26 protein-coding genes are annotated in these 17,239 nt (G+C 63.7%); 6 read left to right on the forward strand and 20 right to left on the reverse strand.

From position 1 onward, the window contains the following. Positions 1-47: 47 nt before the first annotated feature. From ACSBM8_RS05630 to ACSBM8_RS05655, 6 genes are read right to left on the reverse strand one after another with little or no spacing between them, the layout of a single operon-like run. A complete protein-coding gene (locus tag ACSBM8_RS05630) occupies positions 48-725 on the reverse strand; it encodes an ATP12 family chaperone protein (protein ID WP_442680676.1) in 678 nt (225 codons plus the stop codon). Further along, positions 722-1,381 (reverse strand): HAD-IA family hydrolase, encoded by a 660-nt coding sequence (locus tag ACSBM8_RS05635; RefSeq protein ID WP_442680677.1) that lies wholly within the window; start codon positions 1,379-1,381, stop codon positions 722-724. Before ACSBM8_RS05635 ends, ACSBM8_RS05630 begins: the two co-directional genes overlap by 4 nt. Beyond that, positions 1,378-1,980, reverse strand: a complete 603-nt coding sequence (locus ACSBM8_RS05640; RefSeq protein ID WP_442680678.1) for an FMN-binding negative transcriptional regulator — start codon at positions 1,978-1,980, stop codon at positions 1,378-1,380. Before ACSBM8_RS05640 ends, ACSBM8_RS05635 begins: the two co-directional genes overlap by 4 nt. Next, complete coding sequence (locus ACSBM8_RS05645; RefSeq protein ID WP_442680679.1) at positions 1,977-3,077, reverse strand: RluA family pseudouridine synthase; 1,101 nt, start codon at positions 3,075-3,077, stop codon at positions 1,977-1,979. Before ACSBM8_RS05645 ends, ACSBM8_RS05640 begins: the two co-directional genes overlap by 4 nt. Next, positions 3,074-3,457 (reverse strand): fluoride efflux transporter CrcB, encoded by a 384-nt coding sequence (crcB, locus tag ACSBM8_RS05650; RefSeq protein WP_442680680.1) that lies wholly within the window; start codon positions 3,455-3,457, stop codon positions 3,074-3,076. The genes ACSBM8_RS05645 and crcB overlap by 4 nt, the downstream gene beginning before the upstream one ends. A 33-nt stretch (positions 3,458-3,490) precedes the next feature. Further along, the gene (locus ACSBM8_RS05655) at positions 3,491-3,886 is read right to left on the reverse strand and encodes an MAPEG family protein (RefSeq protein WP_442680681.1); all 396 of its coding nucleotides are present in this window, start codon (positions 3,884-3,886) and stop codon (positions 3,491-3,493) included. 104 nt (positions 3,887-3,990) lie between these two features. Between ACSBM8_RS05655 and ACSBM8_RS05660 the strand changes: the two genes are divergently transcribed. Both ACSBM8_RS05660 and ACSBM8_RS05665 read left to right on the forward strand, forming a co-directional pair. Beyond that, positions 3,991-4,212 carry a hypothetical protein gene (locus ACSBM8_RS05660; protein ID WP_442680682.1) on the forward strand — a complete coding sequence of 74 codons (222 nt, stop codon included), beginning with the start codon at positions 3,991-3,993 and terminating at the stop codon, positions 4,210-4,212. Next, positions 4,212-4,634 carry a hypothetical protein gene (locus ACSBM8_RS05665; RefSeq protein WP_442680683.1) on the forward strand — a complete coding sequence of 141 codons (423 nt, stop codon included), beginning with the start codon at positions 4,212-4,214 and terminating at the stop codon, positions 4,632-4,634. Before ACSBM8_RS05660 ends, ACSBM8_RS05665 begins: the two co-directional genes overlap by 1 nt. 19 nt (positions 4,635-4,653) lie before the next feature. Here ACSBM8_RS05665 and ACSBM8_RS05670 read toward each other — a convergent pair whose 3' ends face one another. The 10 genes from ACSBM8_RS05670 to ACSBM8_RS05715 form a co-directional block, all read right to left on the reverse strand. Next, a complete protein-coding gene (locus tag ACSBM8_RS05670; protein ID WP_442680684.1) occupies positions 4,654-5,166 on the reverse strand; it encodes a glycine zipper 2TM domain-containing protein in 513 nt (170 codons plus the stop codon). Between the two features lie 97 nt (positions 5,167-5,263). Then, positions 5,264-5,779 carry a glycine zipper 2TM domain-containing protein gene (locus tag ACSBM8_RS05675; protein ID WP_442680685.1) on the reverse strand — a complete coding sequence of 172 codons (516 nt, stop codon included), beginning with the start codon at positions 5,777-5,779 and terminating at the stop codon, positions 5,264-5,266. A 121-nt stretch (positions 5,780-5,900) separates the two neighbouring features. After that, positions 5,901-6,146 (reverse strand): hypothetical protein, encoded by a 246-nt coding sequence (locus tag ACSBM8_RS05680; protein ID WP_442680686.1) that lies wholly within the window; start codon positions 6,144-6,146, stop codon positions 5,901-5,903. Next, positions 6,143-6,412, reverse strand: a complete 270-nt coding sequence (locus ACSBM8_RS05685; protein ID WP_442680687.1) for a hypothetical protein — start codon at positions 6,410-6,412, stop codon at positions 6,143-6,145. Before ACSBM8_RS05685 ends, ACSBM8_RS05680 begins: the two co-directional genes overlap by 4 nt. A 40-nt stretch (positions 6,413-6,452) precedes the next feature. Further along, on the reverse strand, positions 6,453-6,719 hold the full coding sequence (locus ACSBM8_RS05690) for a hypothetical protein (protein WP_442680688.1): 267 nt from the start codon (positions 6,717-6,719) through the stop codon (positions 6,453-6,455). Between the two features lie 11 nt (positions 6,720-6,730). Beyond that, positions 6,731-6,997: a hypothetical protein gene (locus ACSBM8_RS05695; RefSeq protein WP_442681494.1), complete on the reverse strand. Its 267-nt coding sequence runs from the start codon at positions 6,995-6,997 to the stop codon at positions 6,731-6,733. 80 nt (positions 6,998-7,077) lie between these two features. Further along, on the reverse strand, positions 7,078-7,467 hold the full coding sequence (pspC, locus tag ACSBM8_RS05700) for an envelope stress response membrane protein PspC (protein ID WP_442680689.1): 390 nt from the start codon (positions 7,465-7,467) through the stop codon (positions 7,078-7,080). Between the two features lie 33 nt (positions 7,468-7,500). Beyond that, the gene (gene pspB / locus ACSBM8_RS05705) at positions 7,501-7,818 is read right to left on the reverse strand and encodes an envelope stress response membrane protein PspB (RefSeq protein WP_442680690.1); all 318 of its coding nucleotides are present in this window, start codon (positions 7,816-7,818) and stop codon (positions 7,501-7,503) included. A gap of 4 nt (positions 7,819-7,822) precedes the next feature. Next, positions 7,823-8,506 carry a phage shock protein PspA gene (gene pspA / locus ACSBM8_RS05710; protein WP_442680691.1) on the reverse strand — a complete coding sequence of 228 codons (684 nt, stop codon included), beginning with the start codon at positions 8,504-8,506 and terminating at the stop codon, positions 7,823-7,825. 98 nt (positions 8,507-8,604) lie between these two features. Continuing rightward, entirely contained in the window at positions 8,605-8,760 is a 156-nt protein-coding gene (locus tag ACSBM8_RS05715) for a hypothetical protein (protein ID WP_442680692.1), read from the reverse strand. 170 nt (positions 8,761-8,930) lie between these two features. On the opposite strand from ACSBM8_RS05715, the gene pspF reads away from it, so the two are divergent. From pspF to ACSBM8_RS05735, 4 genes are all read left to right on the forward strand, one after another. After that, a complete protein-coding gene (pspF, locus tag ACSBM8_RS05720; protein WP_442680693.1) occupies positions 8,931-9,968 on the forward strand; it encodes a phage shock protein operon transcriptional activator in 1,038 nt (345 codons plus the stop codon). Then, a complete protein-coding gene (locus tag ACSBM8_RS05725; RefSeq protein WP_442680694.1) occupies positions 9,965-10,237 on the forward strand; it encodes a hypothetical protein in 273 nt (90 codons plus the stop codon). The genes pspF and ACSBM8_RS05725 overlap by 4 nt, the downstream gene beginning before the upstream one ends. 64 nt (positions 10,238-10,301) lie before the next feature. Continuing rightward, a complete protein-coding gene (secG, locus tag ACSBM8_RS05730) occupies positions 10,302-10,643 on the forward strand; it encodes a preprotein translocase subunit SecG (RefSeq protein WP_442680695.1) in 342 nt (113 codons plus the stop codon). Positions 10,644-10,714: 71 nt separating this feature from the next. Then, a complete protein-coding gene (locus ACSBM8_RS05735; RefSeq protein WP_442680696.1) occupies positions 10,715-12,349 on the forward strand; it encodes a CTP synthase in 1,635 nt (544 codons plus the stop codon). Between the two features lie 17 nt (positions 12,350-12,366). Here ACSBM8_RS05735 and ACSBM8_RS05740 read toward each other — a convergent pair whose 3' ends face one another. The 4 genes from ACSBM8_RS05740 to ACSBM8_RS05755 all read right to left on the reverse strand — a co-directional run bounded on the left by ACSBM8_RS05740 (position 12,367) and on the right by ACSBM8_RS05755 (position 16,894). Next, positions 12,367-13,332: a serine hydrolase domain-containing protein gene (locus ACSBM8_RS05740; protein ID WP_442680697.1), complete on the reverse strand. Its 966-nt coding sequence runs from the start codon at positions 13,330-13,332 to the stop codon at positions 12,367-12,369. A gap of 143 nt (positions 13,333-13,475) precedes the next feature. Then, positions 13,476-13,622, reverse strand: coding sequence for a hypothetical protein (locus ACSBM8_RS05745; RefSeq protein WP_442680698.1), 147 nt, complete (start codon positions 13,620-13,622; stop codon positions 13,476-13,478). A 148-nt stretch (positions 13,623-13,770) separates the two neighbouring features. Then, the gene (locus ACSBM8_RS05750) at positions 13,771-14,895 is read right to left on the reverse strand and encodes an aldose epimerase family protein (protein ID WP_442680699.1); all 1,125 of its coding nucleotides are present in this window, start codon (positions 14,893-14,895) and stop codon (positions 13,771-13,773) included. 151 nt (positions 14,896-15,046) lie between these two features. Beyond that, positions 15,047-16,894, reverse strand: coding sequence for a glycoside hydrolase family 2 protein (locus tag ACSBM8_RS05755; RefSeq protein WP_442680700.1), 1,848 nt, complete (start codon positions 16,892-16,894; stop codon positions 15,047-15,049). Positions 16,895-17,239 lie beyond the last annotated feature (345 nt).

Below are 17,239 nucleotides of genomic sequence, written 5' to 3' on the forward strand. Positions count from 1 at the left end.
ATGCGGCCGTTACCGGCCCTTCGCGCAAAACGCCATTCGCCGCCGCCTCACAGCAACGTAAGCAGTCTGGCTGCGGCCATAAAGTCACGCCGACGGGCGGCGCGGGTTTCGGCCGCAAGGTGATCCTCGCCCCAACGCTCTGCCTGCCACAGCTCGTCGAGGTGGGTCAGGTCGAAGGCGGCCTCGGCGCCCACGGCCGACTCCGCCAGCGCAAGCGCAGTGACGAGCGAGCCGCCCAGCGTGATGAGAGGATGCATGGCTGTCAGGGCAAATATGTCGCGCGCTGCCAGCGCTTCGCCCAGTCTTTGCACCGTCGCGGGCGGCTGGGCGACGTGAACGATGCCCGTCGCGACAATGAAGTGGATGTCGTACCGCGCTGTCGCCCATTCGAGCAGGGGGTCCCATGCCGCATGCTGGCGCTCGATCAACGCGGGCGGCGCATCGGCGCGATAGCAAAGCAGATCGCTTTCGCCATAGGCCGCCAGGGTTTGCGCGAAGGCCGAGGGATCGGGCGCGACGCGGTCGATCGCGGCGTTGCTAAGCCCGGTCAAGGGCATCGAGCGGGGATCGATCACGTCGCCCTGCGCGCGCCATTCCGCGCCCACTTCCGTCGCAAGCGCGGGGTAGGGGATCGTCAATGCGGCGCGTGCCGGGGTTTTCACCGGCCGCCCGTCGAGCAGGATCGCGCCATCCACCACCGACACATCGGTATAAAAGCGCTTCACCGCAGCGCATCCAAGATTGCGATCAAGGCAGACGGATGTTCCGCTACCACGTCGGCGCCATTGTCCAGCAGGGTCTGGCGGTCATGATAGCCCCAGGCCACGCCGATCGCGGCGCATCCTGCCGCCTTTGCCATCTGCATATCGAAACTGGTGTCCCCGATCATCGCCGTGGTTTCGGGTGTAGCGCCGGCATCGGCCATCGCCTGATACACCATCGACGGGTCCGGCTTCGAAGGATGGCGGTCGGCCGTCTGCAACGTCACGAAGCGTGGATGCAGGCCGTGATGTTCCAAAATATGCTTGAGACCGCGATCGGATTTTCCGGTGGCCACGCCGAGGAGCCAGCCCTGCGCCTCCAGTCCCGCGATCGCCTGGGCGATGCCGTCATATAAGGGCTCATCGGCCAGTCCCCGCGTACGAAGATCGAAGAAAGCGGCCTTGTAGGCCTGCGACAGCGCATCATGGGCGACCGCATCTCCCCCGGGATGGAGCGCCGCCATCGCCTCCAGCAGGGAAAGGCCGATGATCGCGCGCGTGGCGCTGTCGTCCGGCGGGGACAGGCCGTTCGCCGTAAAGCCCAATTGCATGGCGTGGCAGATGGTGGCCTGGGAATCGACCAACGTGCCGTCGCAATCGAACAAGGCGAGCCGGTTCATCGGGCAGCCGCCATTTCAGCCGCGCCGTCCTGCCGGCCGATCGCCCGCAATGCTTCGATCGCGCCCGCAGCCTCGGCATCGCTCTTATTCTGGCCCAGCTTCGCGACACCGCGAAAGGACGGGCCGTCGATCACGAAGCCCGCAATCCCCCGTTCCAGGGCGGCGAGCGTGCGCTGATCCATCTTGCCGGTCGTCCAGGCCGGTTTCGGCGCCAAAAGCGCTTCCTGATCGGCACTCAGGCGATCCAGTTGCTCGCGTGTCTCCACGGCATCGAGACGTCGTGCCACGCCTTCGATTTCGACCAGCCGGTAATTCCAGGTCGGGACCTGATCCACCGTACCGTACCAGTCCGGGCTGACGTAAAATTGGGTGCCGATGATGCTGGCCAGAACCGGTGCGCCATCCAGTTTCCTGGTCAGCGGGTTACCGAGCCCAAGATGGAAGGCGGGCAAATCGGCGGCGCAAAAGGTGAGGGGGGCCTGCGCGCTGATCAACCGACCCTCCACCAGGGCGACGATCTGGGCAAAGGCGTGTTGGCGCACGAACGCGCGCATCGCGGCTTCGTCCGTCCAGGCGAATCTGGGGCTGGGATGGGTCACCGCGATCCCCGCGATCGGCGTTCTCCCTTTCGGTCCTTGCGGCGCGCCTTGGCCGCCGCGCCGATTGCCTTCTTCTTGCCTTCCGCGGTCTCGCTAAACTTGGGCGGATCGAACGGCACGGCGTCGCCCAGCTCCGGATCGAAGCCAAGATGGGCCAGGCTCTCGACGAAGTGACGCGGCAGATCCGCGGTCACATCCAGCTTGCTGCCGTCGGGGTGGTCGACCCGCAAGCGGCGCGCATGAAGATGCATTTTACGGCTGATCCCGCCGGTCAGGAAGGCTTCCTGGCCGCCATATTTGCCGTCGCCGACGATCGGATGGCCGATCGCCGCCATATGCACGCGCAACTGATGCGTTCGGCCCGTATAGGGTTCCAGCTGTACCCAGGCCGTCGTATTGCCCGCGCGCTCGATCACGCGATAGCGTGTCCGGGCCGGTGCGCCTTCCTTCAGGCTGACATGCATCTTCTCGCCCCCCGTGCCGGGCTGTTTGGCGATCGGCAGTTCGACCATGCCGTCCTCGATCGACGGCACGCCCACCACCAGCGCCCAATAGAGCTTGCGCGCCGTGCGGCTGGAGAAGGCTTTGGAGAAATGCGCCGCTGCGCCCGACGAGCGCGCAACCAGCAATACGCCCGACGTATCCTTGTCGAGCCGATGGACCAGTTTCGGCCGGCCCTCGGCCTCATATTGGATGCCGTCGAGCAGGCCATCGACATGGTGCTCGGTCTTGGTACCGCCCTGCGTCGCAAGGCCGGGCGGCTTGTTGAGGACGATCGCGGCGCGATCCTTGTGCAGGACCATCGACTCGATCAGTTCCTGATCTTCCGCGCTTAGCGCGACGCGTTCCTTCTTGGGTTTCGCCTTGGCAGCGGGCGCGGCTTCCAGTGGTGGGACACGGATGGTCTGCCCGGCGGCGATATGATCGCCGGGCGCCACGCGCTTGCCATCCACCCGCAACTGGCCGGTCCGTGCCCAGCGCGACACGATGTTGAAGCTTGCGTCCGGCAGATGACGGCGAAACCAGCGATCCAGCCGGATGCCGTCATCGTCATCCGCAACGATGAAGTTGCGCGCGTCCTGAATAACCTCGCTCATGCGATTGCCCGCGTTGCGAACAGGCCAACTAACAACATCATGATCGATCCCGCGACGGAGGAGACGGCGTAGGCCACGGCCAAAACAATCTGCCCGCGCAGCAGCATGTTCACCGCCTCCAGGCTGAAGGCCGAGAAGGTCGTGAAACCACCCAGCACACCGACGCCGATGAACAGGCGCAGCGGCTCGCCATCGGCGGGGGAGAATTGGCGCGCCAGCAGGCCGGCCAGGATCCCCATCAGCAAGGCGCCCAGCAGGTTGACGATCCAGGTTCCCCACGGAAAGCCCGGGCCAAGGTTACGCAGCGCGGCATTGCCGACCTGATAGCGGAAGCCGGCGCCGATCGCGCCGCCGATCATGACAAGAAGAAGGGGAGGCATGGTCGGTGCTGTAGCCGCTGCATGCCCGCGCGGCTAGCCGATCAGCAGGCCGGCCAGGATCAGGAGCAGACCGAGCGTTGCCACCGCCCAGACGATGGTGCGCACGACCGGCGTTCCGGCGGCATAAAGCGGCACATACGCCAGTCGGCCGAGGAAATAGAGCCACGCGCCGATCTCGGTCTTATGGCCCAGCCGCCCGGCAATTGCGGCGGCGAGAATGGCGCCGATGAACAACGGCAAGGTTTCGAACAAATTCGCCTGGGCCCGCAGCATGCGTGCGGGCAGCGGATCGAGCGGCGGCATCGTCTCATCGCGCGCGCCCCTATTCCACTTGCCACCATATTGCCGCGTCCGCAGGCTTCCCGCGATCATGATCTGGGCCAGCGCCAGCAGAAGCGTCAGGCCCAGCAGCGTCAGTTCGATGCGCATCGATATTGGTCCGCTTCTTTCGTGTCGGGGAACTGGATACGGCCGCTGTGTTGTGCTGGCAATACAGCGGTAAACCCCCCATATAGCGGCAGAGGAGTTTGCCCATGCTGAATCTGATTTCACTGGCGATCGGCATCATTTCGATCGTTCCCGTTTTGCTGGCTCTGCTGCCTTTGCTCGGTTGGGCGAACTGGTTCATCCTGCCGCTGCCGGTCGTCGGCGCGATCATCGGATCGCTCGCTTACGGCAAGGCCGGACGCAATCTGAACCTGATCGTGCTGGCCGTGGCCGTGCTGCGACTGTTCCTGGGCGGCGGTATTTTCTGATGATGATCGCGGCGCTCTTGCTCGCGACGTCTGCGTCGACCGTGTCGGCGCAGGACCGCTCGGCTGCGGCGGCGGTGCAGGTCGTGCAGGATTATTACGCGGCCATCCAGCATCATGATTATGCCGCTGCGCACGCCTTGTGGAGCGGGGGGCATAGTCTGGCCCAGTTTCGGCGGGGCTATGCCAAGACGGCCTGGGTAAAGCTTACGCCCGTTCCGCCCGTCACCGTGGAGGGCGCGGCCGGCAGCTTATATGCCGACGTCCATGTCCGCGTGGATGCAGGGCTGAAAGGCGGGGGGCGCCAGCGCTTCGCCGGCGTTTACACGCTTCGGCGCGTAAACGATGTAGACGGCGCCACCGCGGCGCAACGTCGCTGGCACATCTCCAGCGCCAAACTGAAAGCAATACCCGCCGGTCGTTAACGACCGACGGGTAAAGTGGTTAGCGGCAGCGCAGCTGCGAATTGTTCTGATCGACCGCCTTGCCGGCGAGCGCGCCGATTGCGGCCCCGATCAGTGTACCCGCGGTGCGCGAATGGCCACCGTCGATGACATTGCCCAAGATGCCGCCGGCGGCACCGCCTGCGATCAGGCCGGTCGTGCCATCCGAACGCTTGCAATAATATTGTCCGTCATTGCCGCGATAGACGCGGTCGTCGCTGGCGAGCACACGTTCCTGATATTGCGGTCCGCTGCGGTAATAGCGCGACGGATCGTAATTGGGATCGTAGCGGTCGTCGTCGGGATAATTGCCGCCATAGCTGTCCTGCCGCGACATCAACCGCAGCTCATTATAGCGATCCCGCTCTGCGAGATACCGGCTGAATTCGGATTGATAGCGCTGCTGGGCCTGGTCCCAACGCTGCTGATCGGAGCGGCTCTGGGCGGATGCGGGCGCCGCTACCGCTATCGGTGCCAAGGCGGCCAAGACACCGGCAATAATCAATCGACGCATAATTTCTCCTGTTTAGACGGTGCCGGGCACCCACCAAAGGCAAATACCCGGCCCCAACTGAACGGACTCTTACGCGACCGTAATCAGTCCGTTAAGCTTAACGGCAGCGCACGTTACCACGATCGACCGATTTGCCGAGCAGGGCGCCGCCACCCGCGCCGAGAACCGTTGCCAGCGTGGTCGAACGCCCGTTCGCCAGCGTGTTGCCAAGCAGTCCGCCCAGTACGCCGCCGATGATCAGGCCGGTCGTGCCGTCATTGCGCCGGCAATAATAGCGGCCATCGTTGCCGCGATACACGCGATCGTTGCGGCCGAGACGACGTTCCTTGTAGCTGCCGTTGGCACGATAATAGCGCGACGCGTCATAGCCACCATAGCGGGGGTCGGGGCGATTATAGTCGTAACGGCTGCCGGCGCGCCAATCGCCCCGATCGTTGCGGCCGTTATTGCCGCGCCGGTCATTGTCGCGGCGATCATTATCGCGTCGGTTGTCATCCCGGCGATCATTGTAGCGGCCATTATCCTGCTGACCCCAATTATTCTGGGCCATTGCCGGGCTTGCCGCAGGAACGGCGAGTGCCGTCAGCGCTGCAGCCAAAATGAACTTGTTCATGAAATTCCTCTCTGTCGATAAACAACAGAACGGAACCAAAGCGTGAGAGTTGCGTGAACCGAAGATAACCTTTTGTTCATCTTCATCTCGCGCAATCGACGATCGAGAATACGTGCTGGATTTAAAGGTCCACCCCAGCGGCAATTGCCTCTAGCTTGCGGACGCGCTCGCGCAGATCGGCCAGTTCGATCCGGGCGGCGGAGCCGGTTGCACCACCGGCCGGTTCGGCCGCTCCGGCGCGACCCTGTATCGACAGGCGCTGCAAGCCGATCCACTCGCGCCACCCCTTGAGTGCCGCCAGGGTAATCACCACCAAGCCGGCAAAGCTGACGGCACTGATCATGGTCCACATCAACGGTTCGGTCATGGCCGAAACTCCTTGTCCGTGCGGAGCGCTTCGATTTCGCGCTCCAGCGCAATGCCGCGATTGCGATCGCCGTCGGTGACGATGCGTTCCAGCACCGCGATGCGATCTTTTAGCTGGCGGATCTCACCGTGCAGCCGTTCGGCGTCGGCAGTATTCCGCTGGTTGCCGACGAAAACATCGGCGTTGCCGCGCTCGGTGCGGACGGCGCCATATCTGGCCTTAAGCACGCCGGCGATCGCAACGATCAGGACGATCACGATGATCATCTCACCGTTCATTAAAATTCTCCTCGCAGATTAGCCTGCTTCAGTTGATCGGTGCGTCACGCAGCCGTTCGATCTCTTCGCCCAGTTGCGTCGATCGATCGGTGAGGATGCGCTCCAGGACGGCGACGCGCTGTTCCAGGCGGTCGGTATGGGCGGCATATTGGGCCGCCTTTTCGGCCACCATCTGCGCCTCAAGCTCCATCTTGCGCTGCTGCAACTGGAACCAGGGCCGGATGAACACGCCGCCGAAGATCGCCAGCAGGCCGCAGCTGATGCCGAGGATCGGAATGAGGAGAGGGTTAGTCATAACCTGCGTCCTTAATTGGTTGGGCCGCGCAGCTGCTCGATCTCATGATTGAGGCTGTAGCTGCGGTCGGTGACGATCCGTTCGATTGTTGCCAGCCGGTCCTTGACCGAACCGAGCTCGGCGCGGAGCTGGGCGTTCTCGGACGTGAGCAGCTTCATCCGCTCCGTCGCCTCCGCGTCCGTCTTAGGGTAAACAGCCTGCCCCCAGCTACCTTCCAGCGGATAGCCGTTCTTGACCCTGAGCCAGGTGGTAATCACCCAGCCGACGGTACCGATCATCACGATTGCGACGAGCAGCGGTGCCAGATCTTGGAGGATAAAAACCTTTTCCATGATGTACCCCTCGCGGCTGGATCAGATTAGCGCAGCGCCTCGATCTCGTCGGCGAGCCGGCGGTTCTGGCTGGTGACGTGCGTTTCTACGTCGGCCAGGCGGCGATCGATGTCGCGGAAGCTGGCGCGGACGTCGCGGATTGAATTGCTCGGCCGTGCGCGCACCTTCTGCCAGAATTTGCGGTCTTCCCGATCTTCGTAATCCAGTTCGCGCGGCTTGCTCTCGGCCAGCCAGGCAACCAGGAAGTAGGCAATTATCCCGAACCCACCGAAAAACCCGGTGGCGAAGTTCAAGAGCACGAAGCCAACCCGAACGAGCAGAACATCGATGCCGGTATAGTCGGCGATTCCGGAGCAGACGCCCAGGAACTTTCCATTCTGCTTGTCGAGGTAGAAGCGTGTGCGGCGCGGTGTCATTGATCTAACTCCCCTTGAATGATGCGCGGTGGCTCAATGCTCGCGCCGGCGGGTGCGGGTGGGCCGCTCGGATGAGCGGGACAGTTCGAAATCCTCTTCAATCGCGTTGCGTTCGTCGCGCAGGTCTGGCCGAAAGCTCGGGCTGTCGGCAGCGACGATGCGTTCGATCGTATTCATGCGATCGTCCAGACGCCGCGCCAGTGCGTGCAATTCGTCGAGCAAATTCTCATCCTCGACCGAAAGCGTTCCGTTCTTCTTCCACTGCGTAACGTAGTGGAAGATCAACCACGGCAGGCCGACGAACAACGCCAGGATCGCGACGATCGCGACGATGAAAGGCGCCTCATCCATTCCCTCAGCCCTCCTGACCTGGAGCGGGCGAGCCGGCTACGCGGGCCTTCAGCGCTGCCAGTTCGGCATCGACCTTGTCGGCGGTACGTAGTTCGGCAATCTCTTCCTCCAAGCTCTTCTGCACGCCCATTCCGGCGGCGTCCGCGCGGCCCTCAGCGAAATCGACCCGGCGCTCGAGCAGCTCGAAGCGCGAGAAGGCGTCCTCGACCTTCTGGCCAGCATACATCTCCCGCAGACGAGTCCGGTTTTCCGCCGATTCCAGGCGGGTGGAGAGCGAATTCTGGCGGGTGCGGGCTTCGCGCAGCTTGCTCTGCAGCTTGGCGATATCCGTCTCGCAACTGCCCAACGCCTCGTCGATCGCGGCAATCTCTTCGCGCAGCTGCTCGGCGAGATCGGCGGTCTTCTGCTTCTCCACCAAGGCGGCCTTTGCAAGATCCTCGCGGTCGCGGGACAGGGCCAGCTCGGCCTTTTCGATCCAGCCCTGCTGGACTGCGTCGAGCTTCGCGATCTGGCGGCGCATTTCCTTCTGATCCGCAATGTGGCGCGCGGCGGAGGCGCGGACTTCGACCAGGGTTTCCTCCATCTCCAGAATGATCATGCGGATCATCTTCGCGGGATCCTCAGCCCGATCGAGCAAATCGGTCATGTTGGCGGCGATGATGTCTCGTGTGCGGGAGAAAATTCCCATCGTGTCTTGCTCCTGTCCTACGCGTTACGGCCGTCACTCTGACCATTGTTGTAATCCGGGGCGGGATTAGGGACCACCCGCCCCGGATATCGCCGTGATTACCGCACAGCGATCTGGGCAACCTGCTGCGCCGCGGCGGGCACATTGGCCCTGGCCGGGCCGACTGCTGCGAATAGGCAGGTCGCGGACATGGCCAATGCGGCCACGCCGGAAACCATGAAGCGCTGCATGTCGGACTTGGTGAACGTGACCATCTGTATTTCCTGACCTTAAAACCGGGTGCCGGAGACCGGCGATGTCCAATGCTTTGCAGGAGCCGTGCCAATTCAAAAAATGACAGAAAACTGCCAATTATCGTAAGGCGTATACGCAGCGTGCGATTTAAGACTTGCCAACAAGTGGTAAAATTCGCCAATCCATCGGCATGGATCGCGAAGCGCAATTCATCGGACAATCGGGGCCGTTTCTGGATGCGGTCGAACGTGCCAGTCGCGCGGCAGCGCTGAACCGTCCGGTGCTCGTGATCGGGGAGCGTGGTACCGGCAAGGAATTGGTGGCGGAGCGTCTGCATCGTCTCAGTCCGCGCTGGGCGGGGCCGCTGGTCACGATGAACTGCGCGGCGTTGCCGGAAACCCTGATCGAAGCGGAATTGTTCGGCCATGAAGCGGGCGCCTTCACGGGTGCCACGAAAGCCCGGGTCGGCCGGTTCGAGGAAGCCGATGGCGGCACCCTGTTCCTCGACGAATTGGCGACACTGAGCCAAGGCGCGCAAGAGCGGCTGCTGCGTGCGGTCGAATATGGCGAGGTCACCCGTATCGGCTCCTCGCGCGCTATCCGGGTAGATGCGCGGATTGTTGCCGCGACCAACGAACATCTGCCGGCGCTGGTGGAAAAAGGGCGGTTCCGTGCCGATCTGCTCGATCGACTCTGCTTCGAAGTCATCAACCTGCCGCCATTGCGCGTGCGCGAAGGGGACATTGCGGTCTTGGCCGATCATTTCGCGCGCCGCATGGCGGCCGAACTTGGCTGGCCCCGCTGGCCGGGCTTCGGCAAACATGCGGCCGAGCAGCTGGAAACCTATGATTGGCCCGGCAATGTGCGCGAATTGCGGAACGTCGTCGAGCGCGCCGTCTATCGCTGGGACGAGATCGACAAGCCGGTCGATGCGATCCAGTTCGATCCGTTTGCCTCGCCCTATCGGCGCGATGTCGCCGTGCCGAGGCGCGAGGACGCGCCATCCTCCACCGCCATCCTACCCGCCCCGGTGGCGGCGCCATCGTTCCACTGTGATGATCTGCGTGCAGCGTGCCACGCGCATGAGCGGCAGCTGCTGGAAGCGGCGCTCGCCCGCTGCCGCTTCAACCAGCGCGCAACCGCCGCAGCCCTGAAGCTGACCTACGATCAGTTGCGCCACGCGCTCCGGCGGCACGATATGTTGGAAAAAGCCGCCGCTCCAAATTGATCGTCGCTTTTCCTGGTTGGAAAGGCGGGCTTGCCGCTTATTTCCTGCCAGCACAGGAGGCGATGATGGATGATCTGGAGCGACTGACGCGCGATGGGACGGTTCCGCAGGATGCCTATCGCGTGATGCGCGATGCGATACAGCGCGCCGGGGAACAAAGCGGCCGCCTATATGATGTCGGCCACGAGGCGCATTATCAGGCTCTCGCGGCGGTCATGGCTTTGAAGGCCGCAGGTTATGGGATTGCGAAGGTACAAGGCGATGCGTGACCATCCTTGTAACGTGGTAGCTCCGGTTGCTCCTCTTCATCGTTTCCGCTAACGGCCAGCCGCTATGCTTACCTTCCTCCTCGTCGTTCACGCCATCATCGCCGCTTCGCTCGTGGGCGTTATTCTCATGCAGCGGTCGGAGGGCGGTGGGCTTGCGTCCAGCGGTAGCCCGGCAGGGTTGATGAGCGCGCGCGGCGCGGCCGACTTCCTGACGCGGACCACGGCGATCCTTGCGACCATCTTTGTGGTGCTTTCCATCGGTCTGGCGGCACTGGCGACGATGTCCAAGAGCCCGACCCGGATCGATACCAGCCTCGCGCGCAATCCGGCCCCCGCATCGGCGCCGGCCGTACCGGCACCCGCGCCAGCGCCAACCGACAACAATACGGTTCCGCTCGCCCAATAAGCAATTCGGTGGGGCAGCGGCGAAATCGCCGCTTGCCCATTTGGGGTTTGGGCCGCTAAGCCTTTTCTCCCATGGCGCGGTTCATATTCATAACCGGCGGCGTGGTCTCCTCGCTTGGCAAGGGCCTTATGGCGGCGTCGCTCGCGGCGCTCTTGCAAGCGCGTGGATACCGCGTCCGCATTCGGAAATTCGATCCTTATCTCAACGTCGATCCGGGCACGATGAGCCCGTATCAGCATGGGGAGGTCTACGTCACCGACGACGGGGCGGAGACCGATCTCGATCTCGGCCACTATGAGCGGTTCACGGGCGTGCCGTCGCGGCAGAGTGACAATATTACGTCCGGGCGAATCTATCAGTCGATCATCCAGCGCGAACGGCGCGGCGACTATCTGGGCGCGACCGTGCAGGTGATTCCGCACGTCACCGACGCGATCAAGGAATTTGCGCGCGCCAAGACGGACGATCTGGATTTCGTATTGTGCGAGATCGGCGGAACCGTGGGCGATATCGAGAGCCTGCCGTTCATGGAGGCGATCCGCCAGCTGCGGAACGATCTGGGACGTGACAATACCTGCTTCGTTCATCTGACGTTGGTGCCCTATATCGCGGCGGCGGGTGAGCTGAAGACCAAGCCGACCCAGCATAGCGTGCGCGATCTCACCAGCCTTGGCATCCAGCCGGACGTGCTTGTGTGCCGCTGCGAACGCGATCTGCCGGAAACCGAGCGTGCCAAGATCGCCTTGTTCTGCAACGTCCCGCTGACGGCGGTCATCCCCGCGCTCGACGCATCGAACATCTATGCGGTGCCGATCCAATATAGTGCCGCGGGCCTGGATGCGGCCGTGCTGCGCGCGTTCAATATCGAACTGGGCAGCCCGCCCGATCTCAGTCGTTGGCATGACATTGTCGACCGACTGGAAAATCCCGAGGGCGAGGTCACGATCGGTGTCGTCGGCAAATATGTCGGCCTGCCGGATGCCTATAAGAGCCTGCACGAGGCGCTCGTCCACGGCGGCATCGCCAACCGGGTGAAGGTCAACGTTCGCTGGCTCGACGCGGAATTGTTCGAGCAGGACCAGGAAGAGATCGCCGCCAAGCTGGAGCCGATGAACGCCATTCTGGTGCCTGGTGGCTTCGGTGAGCGTGGCAGCGAAGGCAAGATTTCCAGCGTGGCCTTCGCCCGGGAGCGGAAAGTACCCTATTTCGGCATCTGCCTTGGGATGCAGATGGCCTGTATCGAAGGCGCGCGAAATACGGCCGGGATCGAGAAGGCCTCGACCACGGAATTTGGTGCCACCGATGAACCCGTCGTCGGAATGATCACCGAATGGATGGGTGCCGAAGGCCTGCAGAAGCGGGAGCAGGGCGGCGATCTGGGCGGTACGATGCGGTTGGGCGCCTATGACGCCCGCCTGGCGGGCAACAGTCATGCCGCGAACATCTATGGCGGGACCGACATTTCGGAGCGGCATCGCCACCGGTACGAGGTCAACGTCCACTATCGCGATGCGCTGGAAAAAGGCGGGCTGGTCTTTTCGGGCATGTCGCCCGACGGCGAGCTCCCTGAAATCGTCGAGCGGCCGGACCATCCCTGGTTCGTGGGCGTCCAATTCCATCCGGAGCTGAAGTCCAAGCCGTTCGATCCGCACCCCTTGTTCGCAAGCTTCATCGAAGCCGCGCTCAAGCAGAGCAGGCTCGTCTAGCCTTCGTCGGGACGCTGTTATGCGCGCAGGAGGGCGCGCAGCATCGGCTCCAGGATCGTCGCCGCGCCCTGTTCGGTATTGGCGAGCAGGGTGAGATCGATCCGCGCGTCGGGAAAATGGAACAGCCAGGTATCGAATCCCGGTGCTTCGCCGCGTTGCCAGAAGGCACGACGGCCCAGGATTTTGCCACTTTCCAGACCCCAGCCGCGACGATGCCGCTCAACGATCGACCCCAGCTCAGGGCTGGTCCGGCCTTCGCCATAGCCGTTTGTCATCCGGTCGACTGCGGCGTGCGTCAGTAGCCGGCCGTTGAACAGCGCGCGGTTCCACAGCAACAGATCGCCTGCCGTCGCGTGGAGGCCACCCCCGGTCACCGCGACCGCCTGCTCGAAATCATAGGCAAGCCCCGATTTCAGCCGATACCCAATTGCAGGTTGCGACACGACGCCGTCGCTCGCGTCCACGCGGCTGCGCGCCATGCCCGCGGCGAGCAGCAGGTGGGTGGTGACGAACTGCGAGAAGGTCTCGCCCGCGACATAGGCGACCAGCCGCGCCAGCCGATCGTAACCGAGATCGCCGCCGTCCAACAGATCCTGCACGGTGCCGCCGGTCGCGTTGCCGACGTCCTCGTCAAATCGGTCGACGCGGTCGGTCAGACGGATCCGGTTCTGCTCCACCAGCAAGAGAATTGCGGCCGCGACAAATTGGTGCAGGCACGCGCCGACAGGAAAATCATGGTCGGCCGCCAGGGGCACGCCATGCTCGAGATCGGCACAGCCGATCGCGACGGCGGAGGGGCTTCGGATGGGAAGCCGGAAGGCCGTCACGAGACCAGCGCTGTAGCCGCCGGCGACGGCTGTCTCGCCGATCGTCGTAGCGGTGTCATATAAGGGCGTAAGCTCGCCCGCGGCGCGATCGGACGCCGTCCACCACCCCATGGCGGACGCGGTTCGCTGGAATAAGGTGCGGCCCGTCTCGCGCATGGCATTGTCCCCCCAAACGCATTCTCCTGCGCATGATGGCAAGGCCAAGCTGAACGATCAATTACACGTGTAGTCGTTTCGGAAAGTTTGACGAGCGGCGCCGCCCTTAAAGACGGCGCCGATGATCGGAACCCGCCGTGATTTTACGGCCCTTCGATCAGCGGACTGCCGCCAGCCCCGTCCACGACCGGATCTGTCGGGACCGGGGGAATCGGATCGGTCGGGGTCGGGATCGGCGCATCGACGGGCGCGTCGGTCGGGATTTCAGGGCTTGGGGGTTGGCTGGCCATTGTCTCTCTCTCCTTCACGATGCTCAACGCGCCGCCCCGCTTATCTGTCCCTGCAGCCGAAGCTATTGTCTACGAAGGGAAACCTTATCGGGACCAGTGGGCTGAGCGATTGCGGCGGCGGGATTGTGCCGTCCGTGCCAGCCGGCGTTCAATTGTGCAGTCGGTCGACCGGGGTCACGAATTTGTAGATTGTGGTCGATCGGAACACCTGGCCCGGTCGCAGCACCGTGGTCGGCCATTCGGGGTGATTGGGGCTGTCGGGCAGGTGCTGGGTTTCCAGCGCGAAGCCGCCATAGCGCACATAGGGGCGCCCGCTCGGGCCGGTATCCTTGCCGTTCAGATGATTGGCCGTGAAGAACTGCATCGAAGGCTCGGTCGTATAGACTTCCATCATGCGGCCGGAGGTCGGCTCGGTCACGCGCGCCACCAGTTCGGGTGTCGGACGCGGACCATCGGCGAGGACATAAGGCGTGTCATAGCCACCGCGGCCGTCGGCCCGTAGCGTATCGATGCCATCGCGCATCACGCGCGGGCTGCGCAGATCGAACGGGCCGGCGACCTCCACGATCCGACCGGTCGGGAGTGCCAGACGGTCGGTTTCGGCGATGCTGCGGGCGTTGATCTGGATGAGGTGACTGCCGACGTCGCCGGCGCCTTCGCCCGCCAGATTGAAGTAGGAATGGTTGGTCAGGTTCAGCACGGTCGGCTTGGTGGTGGTCGCGCGGTAATCGATGCGCAGTTCATTATCCTCGGTCAGCGTATAGGTCATCCGGACCTTCAGCGTGCCGGGAAAACCCTGGTCGCCATCGCGGCTGGTCAGCGACAGAACGGCGCCGTGATTGATGCCGAGCCGCTTCATCGACACGTGCCAGAAGCGCATATTGTAGCCGGGCGGGCCGCCATGGAGGAGGTGCGGCCCGGCATTGGGCGTGAAGCTGTACGTTTTGCCGTCGAGCGTGAAGCGGGCATTGCCGATGCGGTTGGCGAACCGGCCGATCGGCGATCCGAAGCCATAGCCGCCGTTCAGCGCTTCATATTCGCCGGCGCTGCGGAAACCCAAAGCGACGTTGGCCGGCTTGCCGAGCCGGTCCGGCGTGTCGATCTCGGTGATCAGGCCGCCATAATCCGTAAAGCGCACGACCAGGCCGTTCTTGTTGGTCAGCGTGTAGAGGTGGGCGGCATGGCCATCCCTGGTGCGGCCGAAGCTGACCCGCCCCGCCTGCGCGGCCGGGGCGAGGGCCACCATCAGACATAGGGCAGAGGCAAGCTTCATTGGGCGGTCCCCGCGTGAAATTGGGTGGTTCTTACGGCCTGTAAGTTATCGATACCGTTCGTGCTGAGCTGGTCGAAGCACCGTTCTTTCTGCGATGAAGAAAGGCAGCCCTTCGACACGCTCAGGGCGAACGGGTGGGGATCGTGTCGCTTCATTTGGCCGCTTCGGCCGCCTTTTGCGCATAATAGTCTGCGAGGACGCCGAACGCTTCCTTGCGCTGTCCGGTCGGCGAGATCAGGCCCTTGCGGTTCCAGCCGCTCTCGAACACCGGATGCTGGCGCCGTGGCGAGCGGAAGTCCTTCAATACCCAGGGGCTCATGCCCACCAGGGTCGGGATCTTGTCCGCCATCTTCAGGGTCTGGCGGAAATATTCGGCCTGATAATCCTCGGATTCCTTGCGCATCGTCTTGGGGTCATGGAAGCCGGCGAGCGCATCCGCGCCAAGTTCGGAGAAGACCAGCGGCTTGTCCGCCGGCACACGCCAGGTGATGCCCGGCACGTCGGCCAACTTATCGGACGTATACCAGCCGTTATAGGTGTTGATCGCCACCACATCGACATGGCTGACGAGCGGATCGTTCAGCACCATCTCCGCATGACCGTCGCGCGTCGTGCGATCGTTGAGCAGGGCGGCCGAGACCAGCCGCGACGCGTCCAGCCGGTGGGCGTCGTCCGCCAGCGTCTCCAGGAAATGCGTCCGCGGGGCACTGACCGGCGTCTCGTTCGCGACCGACCAGATGATGATCGACGCCCGGTTGCGATCGCGCTCAATCTCTTCGGCCAGCATGGTGCGCGCCTTGGCCAGCACCGCATCATTGTCGAACGCGACGCGCCAGTAGATCGGTATCTCACTCCAGACGAGCAGGCCGATCTTGTCCGCCTCCCGCGTCATCACCTCCGAATGGGGATAGTGGGCCAGGCGCACATAATTGCCGTGCAGCCCATCCTTGACCAGCGCCAGCAGATCGTGCGCCGCCTGCGGTGTGATCGTGCGGCTGGGGTTCGCGCCGATTTCCTCCTCATGCACCGAGATGCCGCGCAGGTAGATCGGCTTGCCGTTCAACAGGATCTGCGCGCCTTTTACGGCGATGGTGCGAAAGCCGACGCGGTCCGCCAGCGTATCGCCGCCGCTGACTACGGAGATGTCATAAAGCTTGGGCGTCTCGGGCGACCAACGTTGGAGCTGGGACGGCACGCCGATCGACCCCGACCATTTGCCATTGGCATCGGTCTTGCCGCCGATCGTGGCATGTAATTCGGGAATGCGCAGCGTGACCGTCTGACGCGCGGCCTGGGGACCGTTAAGCTGCGCGTCCGCGCTGATCCGCCCGTCCGGCGTCAGCCGCACCCACATCGTATCGATAAAGGTTGCGGGCGTTTCGATCAGGCGCACGCTGCGCGTGATGCCGCCATAATTTTCCCAGTCGGTGACGGGCGGGGGCAGGGTGGTGTCGCTGGCCTGCGAATCCGCGGCAACCACCAGGCGATTTTCGCCCGGGCGGAGCACGCCGGTGACCTCGATCGCGAAGGTGGTGAAGCCGCCTTCGTGCGCGCCGACCTTCTTGCCGTTGAGCCACACGGTTGCGCGATAATTGACCGCGCCGAAGCGGAGGAACTGGCGCTTGCCCATGGTCGGGTGCGCGTCGAACTTGCGCTCATACCAGACCAGCCCCTGATAGTGGCGCATTTCGGGTGCGTGCGTCAGCCAGGAGGAGGGCAAAGTCGCGACCGGCGACTGATCCATGTCATATTCGTACAGCGCGGTCGGATCGGCCTTCATCGCGGCCTCGACATCCACGTCTGCGTAGCGGCGGCTGCTGGGGCCGGGCTCGCCACCGTGGAAGCCGGCTTCACCGTCGCGATAGGGATCGACCGAGTAATGCCAGGCGCCGTCGAGGCTGGTGGCGGGGCGAAGATCGCCCGCCGCCAACGTCGCGGCATGGCCCGCGCCGGCGAGGGAGAGGAGGAAGGCGGCCAGCCCGATCGAACCCTTGCGCATCACAGTCTCCCGGTCCGCGGCTCGATACGGCGCGCTTGATCCGCCTCTATCGGGGCCGGAGGGGCAATGCAATTTCGGCGGAAGGGGCTGTGGGCGAGGGTGGCGCGGGTCCGCCGGCGGGCAGGGCGCGGACCCGCACACGGGAAGGGAAAAACGAAAAAACACCAGAAACGAACTTGATGATTTTGGGCGATGGAAGCTGCCACGTCGTGCCGGCTGCGCCGACGGCGATCGCGTTCCGCTATCCCGGAGGGCTCGGCAAAGCCCGCGCCATTGCTGTGCCGACCGCCTAATCTGCGCGGATGACGAAGCCAGGCTGCCATAGAATCCGTCCGGAGTATTTAT

This window comes from Sphingomonas sp. ASY06-1R, assembly GCF_052180265.1.
Taxonomy (GTDB): domain Bacteria; phylum Pseudomonadota; class Alphaproteobacteria; order Sphingomonadales; family Sphingomonadaceae; genus Sphingomonas_I.